14 protein-coding genes are annotated in these 16,520 nt (G+C 53.0%); 10 read left to right on the forward strand and 4 right to left on the reverse strand.

The window, feature by feature from the left end; all coding sequences use genetic code 11:
• Positions 1–221: 221 nt before the first annotated feature.
• Entirely contained in the window at positions 222–2,213 is a 1,992-nt protein-coding gene (locus tag GFH31_RS08855; RefSeq protein WP_153497795.1) for a discoidin domain-containing protein, read from the reverse strand.
• 457 nt (positions 2,214–2,670) lie between these two features.
• On the opposite strand from GFH31_RS08855, the gene GFH31_RS08860 reads away from it, so the two are divergent.
• The 5 genes from GFH31_RS08860 to GFH31_RS08880 all read left to right on the forward strand — a co-directional run bounded on the left by GFH31_RS08860 (position 2,671) and on the right by GFH31_RS08880 (position 8,212).
• On the forward strand, positions 2,671–4,173 hold the full coding sequence (locus GFH31_RS08860) for a hypothetical protein (RefSeq protein ID WP_101571737.1): 1,503 nt from the start codon (positions 2,671–2,673) through the stop codon (positions 4,171–4,173).
• 9 nt (positions 4,174–4,182) lie between these two features.
• Positions 4,183–4,821, forward strand: coding sequence for a hypothetical protein (locus GFH31_RS08865; RefSeq protein ID WP_145996518.1), 639 nt, complete (start codon positions 4,183–4,185; stop codon positions 4,819–4,821).
• A 368-nt stretch (positions 4,822–5,189) separates the two neighbouring features.
• The gene (locus GFH31_RS08870; protein ID WP_147387353.1) at positions 5,190–5,570 is read left to right on the forward strand and encodes a hypothetical protein; all 381 of its coding nucleotides are present in this window, start codon (positions 5,190–5,192) and stop codon (positions 5,568–5,570) included.
• Positions 5,571–5,687: 117 nt separating this feature from the next.
• A complete protein-coding gene (locus GFH31_RS08875) occupies positions 5,688–6,368 on the forward strand; it encodes a hypothetical protein (protein ID WP_153497796.1) in 681 nt (226 codons plus the stop codon).
• Between the two features lie 104 nt (positions 6,369–6,472).
• Positions 6,473–8,212: an O-antigen ligase family protein gene (locus GFH31_RS08880; RefSeq protein ID WP_153497797.1), complete on the forward strand. Its 1,740-nt coding sequence runs from the start codon at positions 6,473–6,475 to the stop codon at positions 8,210–8,212.
• A 39-nt stretch (positions 8,213–8,251) separates the two neighbouring features.
• Here the strand turns inward: GFH31_RS08880 and GFH31_RS08885 are convergent, their stop codons facing one another.
• Positions 8,252–10,288, reverse strand: coding sequence for a hypothetical protein (locus GFH31_RS08885; RefSeq protein WP_147387350.1), 2,037 nt, complete (start codon positions 10,286–10,288; stop codon positions 8,252–8,254).
• Positions 10,289–10,995: 707 nt separating this feature from the next.
• Between GFH31_RS08885 and GFH31_RS08890 the strand changes: the two genes are divergently transcribed.
• From GFH31_RS08890 to GFH31_RS08905, 4 genes are all read left to right on the forward strand, one after another.
• Complete coding sequence (locus tag GFH31_RS08890; RefSeq protein WP_228385749.1) at positions 10,996–11,562, forward strand: helix-turn-helix transcriptional regulator; 567 nt, start codon at positions 10,996–10,998, stop codon at positions 11,560–11,562.
• Positions 11,563–11,566: 4 nt separating this feature from the next.
• Positions 11,567–12,163, forward strand: a complete 597-nt coding sequence (locus tag GFH31_RS08895) for a riboflavin synthase (protein WP_153497799.1) — start codon at positions 11,567–11,569, stop codon at positions 12,161–12,163.
• Between the two features lie 172 nt (positions 12,164–12,335).
• On the forward strand, positions 12,336–13,160 hold the full coding sequence (lgt, locus tag GFH31_RS08900) for a prolipoprotein diacylglyceryl transferase (protein ID WP_055202469.1): 825 nt from the start codon (positions 12,336–12,338) through the stop codon (positions 13,158–13,160).
• On the forward strand, positions 13,160–14,113 hold the full coding sequence (locus GFH31_RS08905; RefSeq protein ID WP_055202466.1) for an SPOR domain-containing protein: 954 nt from the start codon (positions 13,160–13,162) through the stop codon (positions 14,111–14,113). The genes lgt and GFH31_RS08905 overlap by 1 nt, the downstream gene beginning before the upstream one ends.
• Before the next feature lie 73 nt (positions 14,114–14,186).
• Here the strand turns inward: GFH31_RS08905 and GFH31_RS08910 are convergent, their stop codons facing one another.
• The gene (locus GFH31_RS08910; RefSeq protein WP_153497800.1) at positions 14,187–14,954 is read right to left on the reverse strand and encodes a Cof-type HAD-IIB family hydrolase; all 768 of its coding nucleotides are present in this window, start codon (positions 14,952–14,954) and stop codon (positions 14,187–14,189) included.
• Between the two features lie 117 nt (positions 14,955–15,071).
• On the opposite strand from GFH31_RS08910, the gene GFH31_RS08915 reads away from it, so the two are divergent.
• Positions 15,072–15,860 carry a histidinol-phosphatase gene (locus tag GFH31_RS08915; RefSeq protein WP_153498090.1) on the forward strand — a complete coding sequence of 263 codons (789 nt, stop codon included), beginning with the start codon at positions 15,072–15,074 and terminating at the stop codon, positions 15,858–15,860.
• A gap of 6 nt (positions 15,861–15,866) precedes the next feature.
• On the opposite strand, the gene GFH31_RS08920 is transcribed toward GFH31_RS08915, so the two are convergent.
• On the reverse strand, positions 15,867–16,349 hold the full coding sequence (locus GFH31_RS08920; protein ID WP_101571714.1) for a DUF456 domain-containing protein: 483 nt from the start codon (positions 16,347–16,349) through the stop codon (positions 15,867–15,869).
• Between the last annotated feature and the right edge of the window lie 171 nt (positions 16,350–16,520).

Below are 16,520 nucleotides of genomic sequence, written 5' to 3' on the forward strand. Positions count from 1 at the left end.
GAAACGGAAGTTTTAAACCTTTTTTTATTGCGGGTCGTGGACAGAGGAGGTTTTTTCTAATGCTTGTCGGCAATGCGGTGACCGGTTTGCCGTTTGTCCTGAGAAACGGCGTTCAGGCAGGGATTGGTAGCTGTAAGCCGCAGGGATGATTTTGCGCGCCTGCAGAAATTCCGTTCGCTTTTTTCTGAACGACGATTTCTAAAATTCTGTCCCCAGCGAATTTACCACCAGACCTGTTCGTCGTTCTCGTAAGTGAAAATGCGTGTTTCGACACCTTTGGTCAGGTTTTTCAACACGAACAGCGCATTGCCTGACGGGGCGTCTCCGTAATGGAGCACAGCATCGTAAGCCGTCTTTTTTCCGAGTGAACGCCATTCTTTCCCGTTGTGATAGAACAGTTCGAAAGTGTCGCCGAATTCGATGCTGTTGGCATCGGAAACGGCATAGCAAATTACTTTGCTCAGGGAAACCGGGGCGCCGAAATCCATCCCGATCCAGTCGTTTTTGCCCCAGTTCGGAGATTCGTAATAGGTCAGCAGGTCGCCGTCGGTCAGATGTTCTTTTACATTGTATCCGCTGCAACCTTCCGTTCCGATGATTTTCCCGGTTATTTTCCGGGCCGTGTCGACTGGGTCGATGAACATCATTTCCGCGATTGCGATCGGCGTTTCCGGCGGAGCGATGTATCTCCAGTAGCGGTAGGGCGGCAAAGTGTCCGCGCGGATCGTTACGGCGGGCTGCCAGGTTTCGAAAGCCCGGAACGAAACGGCATCCGAGAAATCCGGTTCGTTCGCGGCCTGCATGACTCCCTGCATCAGCCGCCGTCCGCCTTCCGCCGAGTGATAGGCCGCCGGATATTTTCTTTTCAGCGTAAGAGTCGTCCGGTTGACCGTGTCCGGGATGAAATAGCGTATTTCGTCGTCCCGTGTAATGGAAAACGGATAATTCACGGGCTGGACGAATCCGGACGCATCGATGACGACCGGAAGCAGTGCGGCCGTGCGGCCGATGTTGCCGAAACGGATTTTCGATCCGTCCCTTTTCCCGAAATCCAGCGGAACCCATTCCGAATTGTCGAAAGCAGCCAGGTAACCGTAATGGGTTTCGATATCTGCATTGAACTTCACCGGAACGGTCAGATCCGTCGTTTGCATGTATTGCTCCGTAACGTCCCGTATAAATAGGTTCCGGAAAGTTCCCGGCACTTCCTTTTCTTTGAGGTTCAGTTCCAGTAACTTGTGGTTCATTGTGTAGGTATATCGGAAAACCTTGACCATGTTTTCGCAGGCCTTGTGCAAGATTCCGGGCTCTTCGTCCGTGAAACTGCCGAAAGCGATGATTTTTTTCTCGTTCGTCAGCAGTGCGTTCCACGTGTGCCCGATGCTTCGTTCCGCCCACTGGGGGGTAAAATCCAATGCGACCGGAATACCGGTGCTCCGCATGTTGATCATGGTCATCAGCGCGGTTTCGAAACACGAACGGTAAACCCTGTTTTCGATCAGCATTCTAGCCGAAAGCAGCGGGTAGCCCGAATAGTCCCGGGAGAACGGGAAATTCGATTCGGTCATACCGAATTGCCTGCGCATTTCGGAATACACTTCGCGGCACGCCTGCAACGAATATTTTTCCAGTCGTACCGCGTATTTCAGTTTATGGTCCAGTCCCCGGCGGAATACGCTGCGGTTGTCCCGTCTCCAGTCGTCCAGCGGCTGCAGTTCGAAGCACCGGTAAGGGAGGATGAACTCGCAAAATTCGTCGAAGTTCAGATGCCGGCACCACGGATCGCTCCGCCAGGTTTCGAACGCCAGGTCGATATGGTCGATCAGATAGTCGGCCGTAATCACTTCGATATCCTGCCTGATCGTCAATTTACCGTGGTCTTCGTCCCACTGCCGGCATATCCGTTCCACGGCTTCCTTTTTTTCGGGAATCGGGGTTGAAGACCGGAATACGGGCATCATCAGCGAAGTCAGCGAGTCCATTTGCGTCCGGTCGTACCCGATGTGGCCGGGCATGTTTTCGATCAGGAAAACCGCGGCGCGGTATTTCAGACTGTCCGCCTCGTCTGCGGCATAACGGTCCAGCACTTTTTCCAGTTCGGGTCGGTTGCTTCCGGCCAGCCGCAGAACCGCTTCGAGGCGTTCGTTGCGGCTGCATGAGATCCCGGTGAATAATACGGACACCAGGAGAATGATTCGTTCGGGCAGGTTCATAGGGTCGTTTCTATATAGATACAAAATTACGATTCGTACTGTAAAACCCAAAAGTACAGCGGTATTTCTGCCCCTGCGGTAGTGCGAACGTTCGCCGGTTTTTTTTGCAAACAGGCGAATTTTACTATATTTGAACTTTAAATTTGTCGGATATAGGTAATAAAATAAGACGAAAAGCGTATCGTATCATGCTGTAGGTTGTTTTGCAGCGTGTTGCGGCAATTTAATAAAAATAACATTTTTTATTCAACAAATTATTTAATCTTAAGGAAAGACGATGATCCTGCCGGTGTTGTGTAAGCGCCGGCCGTTCCGGATCGATCCTTTTACCTCGTAATTTGAAAAAGGAGGAATTCAATCGGAAAAAGAAATGCAAACAGCGGGGAGAGTTACGCGCTTTCCATTCCCGTCGCGGGGAACGTCGAACCTTATTTTAAACTCAATTTAACGTATTTTTATGAAAAAATTTTTACCCGGACTGATATGTCTGGCTGGCACTGCGTGTTTATATTGCTGCAGCAGCGAGTACGACATTTTTGAAAACGATGTCGAACAAATTTCAGATCAGTTTTCGGTCGCGGAGGCCCGCGCCTATTTCGAACGGACGGCCGAGGACCTTCGCGGCGTAACCATCGGCGCAGGCCATACGCACGCTCCCGTCACCAAGGCGCTGCCCGGCGCCGACGAAGTCGAGGGCGGCCCGGTGTTGACTCCTCAGTGGTCGAAAGGGCGGCAGACCGACGATAACGGCCTGGCCGTGTCGATCGAAATTCCGCTTGCGGTTCAAGGGACTCCGCTGCAGGCCGCCGTGTCGGAAAAGCGGAACGGTCGCAAGCCGTCGTCCTACCTGTCGACCGGTCTGAGCAAACTGATCCTGAAAAAGAACGTCGAGACCGGCGAAACATTTTATTTTATCGCTACCTTTATCCCCGATTCGGCTTGTTTTGCGAAGCGGAAGCAGGATATTAAAAATTACCGCTACATGAAAGATGCGGATTACAGCGGACTGGTGATTCTTTCCGACGAGCGCGGGGAGTATCTCGGCGCCATTCTCCGCAAAGACGGGAAGCAGCAGCGGGTGAAATTGCGACGCTGTATTCCAGAATCAGAAAAGCCGCAAGATGTAACAGATAATGTCTTGATGAGACTTAACTTGAGTCAAAAAGCTCCAATTGCTTTATTGGCAGGAACTAACGATTCGGAAGAGAGAAACGATGATGAAATCAAAGATGGAATTTGCTTAGGATGTGGTCAGCCGCTGAACGGATTTGATTACTGTCAAAATCCTAATTGTGGAGGTGTTGAGGTAGTTGGACCTCCTCTGCAACCAAGGCCTGATCCTATATGGCCAGGGCTATGTACAAATCCGAATTGCCCGTACGGAGGACATTGTAATGGTTTATGTGACCATGCCGGTATTGGCGGCGGCGGAGACAATGGCGGTGGAACTACAGGGGGAGGAGGTGAAATAGGAAACGATAATTCGGAATCTGTATTTGTTCTTATCCCTCGTGCTAAAATGCTTGATGCCGTCAATAAAGCAGTTCAGCAGATAATAAAATCTTTTCCAGGAAAGACTGCTGCATGTAGTAATGGTGTCCAGACTATATTCAAAAATTTATTTGGTTCTAACGCGTTGGATGGTAAAAGAGCCAATGATATGGTAAAATATTGGGAGGAGACTTCTGCTTCATGGAAACAAATTCCAATGTCTTCGGCTCAACGACTGGCGAATGATGGTTATTTTGTTGTTGCAGGACGATTTGAGTCCAGGCCAGGACATTCTGGACATGTAGTAGTTGTGGTACCGGGAGAAGAAAAACCAGGATGGGGTGGTTTGGTGCCGGTTGTAATGGATACCGGGTATGGAATGAGGTCTGTACAACAAAAGTTAAGTTCGAGTTGGAGAAAAGAGGCTAAAGACGAAATTCAGTTTTATTATTATAAAAACAAAAAATAATTGTTAGAAATGAAAAGGTTTTTCTTAATAATTTTGATATTCCAGGGGATTTGGTGTTCGGACCTTGTCGCTCAGGCATTGTTCACTCCTGTTTTTTCCTATAATGCCGTTGGAAAACCGGTCGCGAATAGTAAGTATTTGAAAATATTTACTTTAGGAAGAGAGTATGATTATATGAGAACATTGAAAACTTTCAGTTGTGCTTTGGCTACGCAAGATAAAAGCGGGAAGTATACGATCAGTCTTTCACGTTATGAGGAGAATGCCGACGATTCCGAGGTCTATAATCTGATATCCGTTTATCCGGACGGAGCGGCTAAGCCCTACGTTTTGAAACAGGCGGATGCATGGGAAAAACTTCCCGACGATTTGCGAAAATACGCCGCGAACGAGTATTTCATTACGATTCCGCTGAAAGATAATGCAGTGGCTTTGTTGTTCATCGGCCGTGCCTATGCCAACGATCCGCATCAACTGACTATTCTCGTTATGAGTAAATCTTATGTATGTACGGTTTACAATCGTCTGGCTAATATCACCGAAATCAGGCCTGCAACCGCTACGGCGTCTTTTTCCCTTAAGGGTGAGGCCTGGGGGATTTCTTTTACGATAAAGAATGAAAACGGAATACTGAAAATCAACGAGTAACCTGAATTATTCCGATTGTCGCTGCTTTTTTTGTGTATTTTTGAGGTAGTTGTTTTATTTGTCGTGAAATGAAAAAGTTTTTTTTAAGCGCTTTATTATTGTTTGCATTTGTCGTTGAAAGTACGGCCCAATGGGGAACGATGAAAAGTTTGTTGGAGAGTATTCCCGTGACGGCTCCTCCCACTTCGGATATGTCCAAACAGCTCAAAAAATGGGTAGTTCTTAACGAAGAGAATCGTAAATTTCCGGATGTTATATATCGGGATTTTCAGCGGACTCAACCGGAAGTTTATTCCGATCCGGATCGGGAAGAGTACTGCGCTGCATATTGCCAGTTCCGGAAACCCGGTAATGATAATTATACCGTTTTGGGCGTATCCCTCGGGGAGGCGGATGTGACGTCTACGCTTTTGGTTACTTATGATTTGAATGGAACCCAATTGGATTGGGTCGAGGTTGATGCTAAATTCTCTGATATCAAACTGAAACAATACAAGATCACACCTGAAATGAAACTTTTCGTTTACGAGTTGAAGCCGACTTCGCCGACGCCGATCTATTTTTACGAAGATTATATCCAGAAAAAGATCTCTTCGCTGAATGCCCAGCGGATCGACACGGTTTACCAGATCGACGACGACGGCAAGGTCAATAAGCTGTCCGAAAAGAAATATCAGCCGAAGGACTATTCTATGACGATCCTCGAAACCGCCGATATCTGGAACGGGAACGAAGTACCTCTTCAGTAAACCGACGAGCCTGCAGGCGTTTTCCCGGCGATAATGTAAAAAGAGTGCGGCCGGTGCTTGCCGGTCGCGCTTCTTTTTATATATTATGTAACAGTGTAATTCTTGTTTGTCCTGAAAATGAGAAAGATTTTTTTGATTGTTTTTTTGCTTTTTGCTTTTTTTGTTGAAAGTACGGTTCAGGCGCAAACGATAAAAGAAGTTATTGAAGGCGTTCCCGTTCTTCCTACGCCAACGGCCAACGTGCCTAAACAGTCTCAAAAATGGATTTACATTCAAAAAGAAGACCGTAAATTTCCTGATATAATTTATCAGGATTTTCAACGGACAAAACCAGAGACTTATTCTGATCCGGATAAGGAAGAATTTTGTGTTGGTTGTTTTCAATTCCGTAAACCGGGAAATTCTAATTATACGACATTAGGTGTAAATGTGGGCCAATCGGATGCCCGGAATATGTTGTTGGTTACTTATGATTTTAATGCTAATCAGATTGATTGGGTTGAGGTTGAAGTAAAATTTAGCGATATCAAACTGAAGCAATACAAAATTACGCCAGAGATGAAGCTTTTCGTTTACGAGTTGAAGCCGACTTCGCCGACGCCGATCTATTTTTACGAAGATTATATCCAGAAAAAGATCTCTTCGCTGAATGCCCAGCGGATCGACACGGTTTACCAGATCGACGACGACGGCAGGGTCAATAAACTGTCCGAAAAGAAATATCAGCCGAAGGACTATTCCATGACGACCCTCGAAACCGCCGATATCTGGAACGGGAACGAAACGCCGTTACAGTAACGGAATGCCGGAATATGCGGTAAGGTGCAAAAGAAAGCGCGGTCCGGTTCGCCGGTCGCGCTTCTTTTTTATATCTTTGATTATCTAATCTTTGTCGGATCGGAATGAAAAAAGTACGATACCTGGTTTACGGTCTGTTCGGGGGCTTCGTCGTTTTGTGCCCGCTGGTTTTCGATTGCTTTTCCGCGCTGTGCCGTTTCCGGGCGGCGTTCGTCTGCCTGTATGCTCTGGGTTTTATTTTTCTGTTGAAGGCGCTGCTGGTTCCCGGTAGACGGCTCCGTATCGCGCTGCCGGACGTGCTGCTCGCGCTGTACCTGTCGTGGGGCGCGTGCAACCTGTTGTTCGTTAAGGCCGGGGGAACGGACGCCCTGCCGATTTTCGAGTGGATTTCCCTGTTGCTGGGATACCTGTTGGCTCGCAGCGTGCCGGAGCGCGCCGTGCCGCTCGTCCTCGGAGCGATCGTCTGTTCGGGTTGCGTGCAGGCGGCGGTCGGATTTTTACAGTGGCTGGACGTACTTCCGTCCAACCACAACCTTTTTCCGGTTACCGGCAGTTTTATGAATCCGGGGCCTTACGGCGGTTACTTGGCCGTTTGCTGGGTCGTCGGCGCCGGTTTGGCGATCCGGGCGGTACGCCGGAGACGCTGGCCGTCGGCTGCCGGATGGGCGGTTGCCGTGCTGGTCGTCGGCTGTCTGCTGGCTCTGTCCGATTCGCGTGCCGCCTGGCTTGCCGTGCTGCTGGCGCTGGCCTGGCTGCTTTGCCGGGCCGCCGGGATTCGGTGGACGGGGATTCCCGTCGGACTGAAGATCGCGGCGGCAGTCGTTTTTGCCGTCGTCCTGTGCGCGCTGTACGGGTATAAAAAAGGTTCGGCCGACGCTCGGCTGCTGATCTGGCGGGTCAGTTGCCGGATGTTCGTCGAGTCGCCCGTTACGGGCAGCGGGATCGCTTCTTACGCTTCGCGCTATATGGATGCTCAGAGCGAATATTTTGCGGAGAATCCTCAGTCTCCGTTCCTGGATGTCGCCGGGAACAATCACCGGGCGTTCAATGAGTTTATTCGTGTGGGATGCGAGCAGGGCGCGATCGGCCTGCTGCTCGCGGGCGGATTCCTGCTGTCCCTTTTCGGAAAATCCCGTGCGGGCCGTTTCCGCGATCCGATCCGGGGCGGGATACTGGCGTTGCTGGTCTTTTCGTTTTTTTCCTATACGTCGGATATTTATCCGCTGAAATTTTATTATGCCCTGTTGCCGGGGCTGTTGCGACTGCGTCCGCTTCGCACCGCGACGGTGCCGGCTGTCGGACGGGGCGTCGCGGTCGCGCTCGTTCTGGCGGTCGCCGGCATGGCCGTTCGGTTTCAGGGGCGTTACGAACGCGCTTCCGACCGTTTGCAGGATTATATGCGGTCTCCTTCCGAAGAGAGCCTGAACCGGGTGAAAGACTGTCTCCCGGACGTGATCTATCATCCCGGTTTCATGTGGGAATACTGCCGGCATCTTTATCTGAACCGGCGGTATTGCGATTGCCTGGGCGTATTCCCTGTTTATCATGCCCATGTGCGGAAAACGTCGGAAACGCTGTGCGATCTGGGAAACGCTTATTTGAACGTTTACGGGTTCCGTGAAGCGGAGGCGTGTTTCGAGCAGGCCCGGCAGATGATTCCGACGCGTATCTATCCGCAGTACTGTCTGTTCCGGCTGTATCGGTCGCAGGGAGATACGCTCCGTGCCCGACAAACGGCCGAAGCGCTCGTCGTCTTTCCCGTCCGGATCATGAATTCCACGTCGATCCGCATAAAAGCCGAAGCCCGGAATTACCTGAAGCATCTCCGGCGGAACGATTGGTGATGCTGCGGAGAATCGGCGCCGGGGCTCTGCTCGCGGCGTTTACCACCAGACCTGTTTGCCGTCCTCGATGGTGAATATGCGTTCCTGAACCCCGCGCGTGTAATCGCGGATGAAGAACAGAGCGTGGGTGGGGATGCTGTCGTAGTGCAGTTTCAGGTTTTCTGCCTTCTGTTTGCCGAGCGAGGCCCAACCGTGTCGGTCTTTCCAGTAGAACAGCTCGTATTCGTCTCCGATCCACACGTTGTTGTCGTCGCTTCGGTAGACGAACAGGATGCGGTCCATCGAAACCGGTTTCCCGTAGTCCATGCCGGCCCATCCGTCGTAAGGGAACGGCGCGTCGAAGAACGTGAACGGATCGTTGTCGAACATGGCCTCCTTGTGGTTTTTCGGGTCCCCGATTCGGGTGCCCGGCGTGCCGATGATTTTACCTGTGTTCGGGACGGTGTCGCCGGCGAGGTAAAAGCGGACTTCGGCCATCTGGTTGTGCCGGTCGGGCGGAGACAGGAAACGCCAGTAGCGGTATTTGGCCGTATCCCGGCTCAGGTCGATCGTCCCGGTCGGATCGTTCCACCCTTCCGGAAATTCGAATACCGTGACCGAATCCCGAAAGTCGGGTCGGTTCGCCGCCTGGAATTTGCCGCCGATCAACCTTTTGGTCGTGTTGTACACGTGGTAATGGGGCGGGTATTTGCGCGTCAGGTCTACCGATTGCAGCCGGGTCGTGTCCGGGATCATATACTCCGCTCGTCCGTTCGCATCGAGCGTGAACGGATAGGAAAACGGGACGACTTTACCGTCGATGTAATACGACGGCAGGTAGGCGACGCTGCGCCCGATGTCTTCGAAGCGGACTTTCGACCGTTTCACTTCGCCCCATGCGATCGGAACCCAGTTCTTGTTGTCGAACATGGAGAGGTAGGCGAACCTGTTCTGCTGTTTCAGGCTGTCCGGAATGGATACCTCGATCGTCTGCGTGGACATGTACTCGGACGTTACGTCCTTGATGAAACTGTTGCGCAGAAACGGAGGAACGTCTTCTCCCGAGCGGTTGATACGGAACAGCAGCGGATTGATGGCGTACCCTTCCCGGAAAGCTTTCGCCATGGTTTCTCCCGGACGGTAGGCTTCGCCCGGAAACCCTTCGAACGGATCGAACTTTTCGTAGTTGCCGCCGGCGGTGGTTAGCACCGCGCACCAGGAGTGGCCCTCGTAACCGGTCGGCCACTGGGGCGTGTAGTCTACGGCCATCGGAATGCCTTTGCTCCGCATGACCGCCATGCAGACGATCCCCTTTTCGCCGCACGAGACGAAGTGTTTTTTTATCCAGGTCGACATCCTGATAGGTTGGTTGCCGTTGTAGGTATAGGGGCCGATGATCCGCATGTTCGGGAGCAGCGCGCTGTTGACGAACCGGGCGGCCCAATGGATCGAGTTTTTGTAATATTGGCAGCGATCCATGTCGCTCAGATCCACGATCGAATCGCAGAATTTCCGGCAGTATTCGCGCCAGTCGTCGGGCAGGAACGGGTCTTGCACTTTGTAGGGGAGGATGAATTCGCAGAAGTGGTCGAAATTCAGATGTGCCGACCACGGCGACGTCTTCCAGGTCGCGAAAGCGCTGTCGATGTTTTTAATCAGGTAATCGGCCTTGATTACCTGGATGTCGGGTCTCAGGGATTCCTGTTTGAAAGGCATCTCTTTCGAAATCTTTTCGAGGGCGGGGACTTTGAACTTTTCCCAGTCCAGATTCCGGGCCATGTTGAAATCCGTTTTCGATAGCTCCAGGAACGACGTGTCCAGCGGGATCGCCATCACCGAGTCGGCCTTGTCGCAAAAACGGTTGGCCAGAACGGAGTCGACGCTGTAATGCCCCGGCATGTTCGTAATCAAGTAGACTGCGGCACGGTATTTTTGGCTGTCGGCCGGATTTTGTTTGTAGTGGTCGAGCACCCGTTCCAGTTCGGCCCGGTTGTCGCCTGCCAGGTTGAGCGCCCATTCCAGCGTAAATTCGCGTTGAGCGCAGCAGCAAAGAAGTATTCCCGATAGGAGTACGACTGATAGATAAAAATGGCGCATTTTTAATATTAAATAGGTTGAGTCTGCGGATCGGTCCGGACACGGCCGGGAGCGATCCGGCGGGTACGGGCGGTTAATTGATTGCAAGATAAGAAAAATAGCGAAACGATCGTACATATCGTCGGTTTTATGCGCCGACGGAACGGCGTTCGTGGCGGGGTTCGTTTCGTTTGTCGTGAAATCCCGGTTTCGGAATCCGTTCCGGTTGCCGGATTCCGTCCCTGACCGTCGCGCGTGCGTCTTTGTCCGGGTCGGCTCTTCGCCGCTTCCGCCTTTTTTTTGCGGGAGACGCAAGATGTGCGGTCTGCGTTTTGTAATTTTTGTCGCGCGGCGCTTCCGGATCGGTTTTGCGGGGCTTCCCGGCGGGATTTCTGCCGGAAAACGGAGCCGGTTTTTTCGACGGGAGCGGCGGAGCGAACGAAATTTGCGCAGCGCGTTGAAAAGTGGGATAAAAAGAGCTTTTTATATTTTCGGAAGATTGAATAAATTCAAGACGGTTTGCCGTATTGACCGATTTGTTCTTGAAAAAGAGCGCGTTTTTTCAATTTTTAATGCTATTTTTGCAATATTATCTTGTTATATGTTGCGTCATTTCAGGACAAATGATGTACATTTGCAAAATAAAATAATAATACCGCATGTTGGATACGTGGCATAGACTTGAACGCGTAATAAAGTGGACCGGGTTGTCTGTAAACTCGTTCGCCTTGAATATCGGTTTAAAGAGGAGTGAAAACCTCTACCAGATAAAACGAGGCAATAACGGGATCAGCCGCGACCTGGCGAACCTGATTACGACCAAGTATCCGACGGTAAGCAAGGGGTGGCTGTTGACCGGCGAAGGGGATATGTTTATCGAATCGCAGCCGGCGACCGTCCCCGAAGGAGGCGGAGTGCCTTATTACGGGATGGACGTGCTTTCGGCCGTAGAGTCCGACCTGCGTCCCGAGCCGCGTTTCAGGATCAATGTCCCGCTGTTCAACGACTGCGATATCGCCGCCCTGAATATAGGAACGGCCATGCAGCCCGAGATTCCGGCGGGGGCGATCGTCATCCTGAAAAAATGGACGGTTCCGGCCATCATCCCCGGAGAGGCTTACCTGGTGGTCACGCAATATTTCCGGGGGATACGCATTATCCGTTTCGGCGAAGATCCGTCGGACATTCAACTGCTGGCGAGCAATACGAAACAGTACGATCCCATTTCGATCCGCAGCAACGAGATCACGAAGCTGTTCATCGTGCGGGGTGTCATCATCAAAAAAAGCTTATAAGATTATGTTTTCGGGAATTGTAGAGACGACGGGGCGGATCGTAGCGATCCGCGAGGAGCGGGGAAACCGGCATTTCACGCTGGAATGTCCGTTTACCGGGGAGTTGAAGATCGATCAGAGCGTCGCGCACAACGGCGTGTGCCTGACGGTCGTGGAGCTGGACGGCTCCCGCTATACGGTCACGGCGATCCGCGAGACGCTGCTCAAGTCGAACCTCGGAGGGCTGATCGAAGGCGATCTGGTCAATCTGGAGCGCAGTATGCGGCCCGACGCGCTGCTGGACGGTCATATCGTGCAGGGGCATGTCGACCAGACGGCGCGCTGTACGGCGATCCGCGAGGCCGACGGCAGTTGGTACTATACGTTCGAATACGATCCGTCGGCGGGCAATATCACGGTCGAAAAAGGGTCGGTCGCCGTGAACGGGGTCAGTCTGACGGTTGTCAATTCGGCCGAGGGTTCGTTTCAGGTGGCGATTATCCCGTACACGCACGAGCATACCAATTTCCATACTTTTCGGGTGGGAACGGTCGTTAACCTGGAGTTCGATATCGTCGGCAAATACATTACCAAATTGGTGAAACAATATATCAAGGCGTGAGTTTCCCGCCGCCGGAACGAAGCGCCGCGACCCGGGTCGCGGCGCTTTCGCTTTCCGGATAATCGCCAAAGGGCTGCCGGGTGTGCTACTTTGGCTAAAAATAAGTATATTTGTTCGAAATACCGGGTTCGTACGACCCGTAGTAATCCGATCAATTCCTGGAATCGAAATGATGAATTCGCTTTTACCGTTGTTTGTCCGATGGGACGTGCATCCGACCCTGTTTACGTTCGGGCCGGTCGAGATCCGCTATTACGGTCTGATGTGGGCGCTGGCGCTCGGAATCAGCGCCTATATATTCAGTAACCTGATCAAACGCGAGGGGTACAGCGACAAGATGTTCGATTCGATCTTCTGGTACGGCGTCCTGTCGACGATCATCGGCGCTCGTCTCGGGCACTGCTTGTTTTACGATCCGGGTTATTACCTGACCCATCCCGTCGAAATCCTGTATATTCACCAGGGGGGACTGGCCAGTCACGGAGCCGCCGTCGGGCTGCTCGTCGGGCTGTGGCTCTTTTCGCGGAAAAACAAGATGCCTTACATGTGGTCGCTGGACCGCATCGCGATTGCCGTCTGCATTGCCGGCGCGCTGGTGCGGATCGGGAACCTGATGAATTCCGAAATTTACGGCGAGGCGACTTCGCTGCCGTGGGGATTCGTTTTCGTAAGGGCCGGAGAGACCGTGCCGATGCACCCGACCCAGATCTACGAGGCGCTCGCCTACTTGATCCTGTTCGTCGTGCTGTGCTGGATGTATTACCGCAAGGACGTCGCCCGGAAGCGGCCCGGCGTGATGTTCGGTATCTTCCTGATCGCGCTGTTCGGCTTCCGTTTTTTCGTCGAATTCATCAAGAATCCGCAGGAAGAGTTCGAACGTGGCATGTTGTTGGATATGGGACAGTGGTTGAGCGTCCCGTTCGTGATTCTGGGCGTCGTCATCCTGTACCGGGCGCTTAAACGTCCTGCAAAAGAACTTTCTAAGAAAACGAAATAATGGATCAGGTCAGTAATTTGGTGTATAACGCGCTGGCGAAGCGTCAGGGCGTTGTCCTGCCGGGGATCGGAACGCTGTATGCGGTGACGGTTCCCGCAGAAATGCAGAAGCCGGGCGTCGTAACGCCGCCGGTCAACCGGGTGGAACTCGTAACGGACGAACTGCCGGGGATTCCGCACATCGTGGATCTGATCGCTGGGTACGACCAGACCGATCCCGAACAGGCGCGGGAGATCTATAACCGCTGGCTCGCCGAAAACTGCTCGGAGGAGGGAGTGACGATCGGGGCGGTGGGCAATATCCGCGAGGGCGTTTTTACGCCCGATCCCGGTCTGGAGGAGGCGTTGAATCCGGTGGATACGGGCGCGGTGCGCCTGCCCGGGCGGATCGATGCGAAACGGGTGGCGATGTGGGTCGTTTTCGCGGTGCTGATCGGCGTCGGAATTTCGGTCGGCGCGATCGTGTGGTACGAATACAGCGAACAGATGCGGATCGTGCGGCTGTCCGAACAGCCCGTATTGCCGGCGTCTGTCCCGGCCGCGCCGGATTCTCCGGCCGTGAAGGTTCCTGCGGCGGCCGGTTCCGATTCCTCGGCCGGAGAGTCCGGCGCTCCGGCGGGAGCGGATTCGTCTGCCGCCGTGCCTGCGAAACAGCCCGAACCGGTGCGCGAGCCGGCGACCGTTCCTGCGGCAAAATTAGTTCCTGCGACTGCTGCGATGCACTATTACGTGATCGTGGGTACTTACAGCACGGATCAGAATGCCGAGAAGTTCATCGCGTCGGCCAAAAAGAAAAACGATCAACTGGAATATGCGAAAATCCCGATGCCGAACGGAAAGATTCTGGTTTCCGTTTTCGGGGCTACGGCCGAAACCGAGGCGAATCGGATGAAGAACGAGGTGTCCGGCCTGTTCCCGGATGCGTGGGTTTTCAAATCCAAATCCGCACGATAGCTTCCGGTGCGAAGACGAAAACGGCCTGTTCTTTTCAAAAGGAACAGGCCGTTTTCGTTCTTGCGAGCGGGGTTTACAGTCCGAAATGACGCAGCGCTTTGGCGATTCCTGCGCGGTCGACGCCGGTGGTGACGTAGTCCGCCGACCGTTTGACTTCGTCCGCCGCATTTCCCATCGCGACTCCGATTCCTGCGTGGCGCAGCATCTCGATATCGTTCTGGCCGTCCCCGAAAGCCATCGTTTCGGCGAGGTCGATTCCGTGCGCGCGGATCATCGCGTCGATCCCGAGTCGTTTGCTGCCGCCTGCCGGGACGACGTCGATGAAGTACGGGTTCCAGCGCGTCGAGTCGCAGTGCGGGAGCGAATCCATCAGCGTGCGTTCCTGTTCGGGGCCTACGAACGCCATGAGTTGGTAAATGTCGTTGTGCAACGCGGTTTCGGCCGGGACGACCGGCGGATCGTCGAAATTAATCAGTTTTTGCGAAACTTTTACCTTGTCGTCGATCCGGTTGATGTACATCCGGTGCTCTTCGATGAACAGGCAGCCGAACGGGTCGCGGGCGAGCAGGTCGACAGTCGTTCGGATATCTTCCGCACGGATGCAGTTCTTGTAAATCACGCCGCGGTCGTCGTAACAGTACTGGCCGTTCAGCGTGATGTAACCGTCGAATGCGAGCCCGCCGAGGTTGTTCAGATCGGCGTGGTGACGTCCGGTGGCGATGAACAGTTTGATTCCCCGGGCGCGCAGTCTTTCCAGCGCTTGTACCGTCGACGGGGGAACCCGGTGGGTTTTGAAACTTACCAGCGTGCCGTCGATGTCGAAAAATACCGCTTTAATCATGGTCGTTGCGTGTTTGCCGGCCGGATGCCGGTTTTTATTTGTGCGGCAAAGATAAAGAAATTAATTTTGCCGCAGGTTTTTGCCGTTTTACTGTGGCGGACCGATTACGAAATCATGCTGAAAACGAACTATCATACCCATACCGCCCGTTGCCATCATGCCGTGGGCAGCGATGAAGATTACGCGCAGAGCGCCATTGCCGGCGGGTTCCGAGTACTCGGATTTTCCGACCATACGCCGTGGAAATACGATTCTCCTTTTGTTCCGGAAGTGCGGATGATGCTCGACGAACTGCCCGGCTATCTGGCGAGCGTGCGCGCCCTGCGCGAGAAATACCGCGATCGGATTGAGATCAGGGTCGGACTCGAGTGCGAGTATTTTCCGGAATACATGCCCTGGCTTTGGGAGACGATCCGTCGCGAGCGGCTGGATTACGTGATTTTCGGCAATCATTTTTACGAATCGGACGAGCGATATCCTTATTTCGGTATGCACACCCGGACGCTTGAAATGCTCGAAATGTACGAAGAGAGCGTACTCAAAGGGATGGAAGCCGGAATGTTTGCTTACCTGGCGCATCCCGATCTGTTCATAAACAGTTATAAAACGTTCGACGAGCACTGTGCCCGGATCAGCCGCCGGATTTGCCGCAAAGCATACCGGACGGGCCTGCCGCTGGAATACAACGTCAGCCTGCTCGGTTACCGGGAGGAGCGCGGAGAGGTTATGTTCCCGCATCCCGACTTCTGGAAAATCGCGGCCGACGAAGGGTGTACGGCCATCGTCGGCATGGATGCGCACGACAACCGGATGCTTGAGAATACGGTTTTTTACGAACGGGGGGTGCGGGCGCTGCGCGAACTGAATATCAAAACCATCGATACCATTCCTTATTTCAGCTATTGACGCTTTCTATACGAACAGGGCCCGGATCACGTAATAACCCATTGCGAGCGATGCCGCCAGTTTCAATCCGGTACTCAGCAGAAATGCGACGAACGAACCGATCGCTACCCGGACGGCTTTCCGGAGATCGTCGCGGTCGTACAGCAGTTCCCCGATCAGCGCGCCCGCGAAAGCCCCGACGATCAGCCCTGCCGGCGGGAAAAACAGCAGTCCGACGATCATACCCACCGTCGATCCGGTCGCGGCGTATTTCGATCCGCCGAAACGCCTGGCCAGGTAGCCGGGCAGCAGATAATCCAATGCCGAGACGATCAGCGTAACGGCCGCCCATATCCACAGGAAGCGGCTGTCGAAACCGGCGTGTCCGCTCCAGCGCATCAGCAGCAGGGCGAGAAAGTTCAGCGGCGGCCCCGGCAATATCGGCAGGATGCAGCCGGCGACGCCGCCCAGCGTACAGAGGATCGCGAGAATGATCAACAGGGTATCCATTTTTTTCGGATTTTGTGATTTTCCGAAATTTGCGGCATCCCTTCCAACGTCGGAGAAAAAGGACTGCCGTAAACGGGTTGAAAATTATGAAAATCTTTTGAGACCGTTGCATTTTCGCGATTATTTTTCTAAATTTAAAGCTGTTTAGTGAATCTGAATCGAAGTCGAACC

It is taken from the genome of Alistipes sp. dk3624, assembly GCF_009557455.1.
GTDB classification, from domain to species: Bacteria; Bacteroidota; Bacteroidia; order Bacteroidales; family Rikenellaceae; genus Alistipes_A; species Alistipes_A hominis.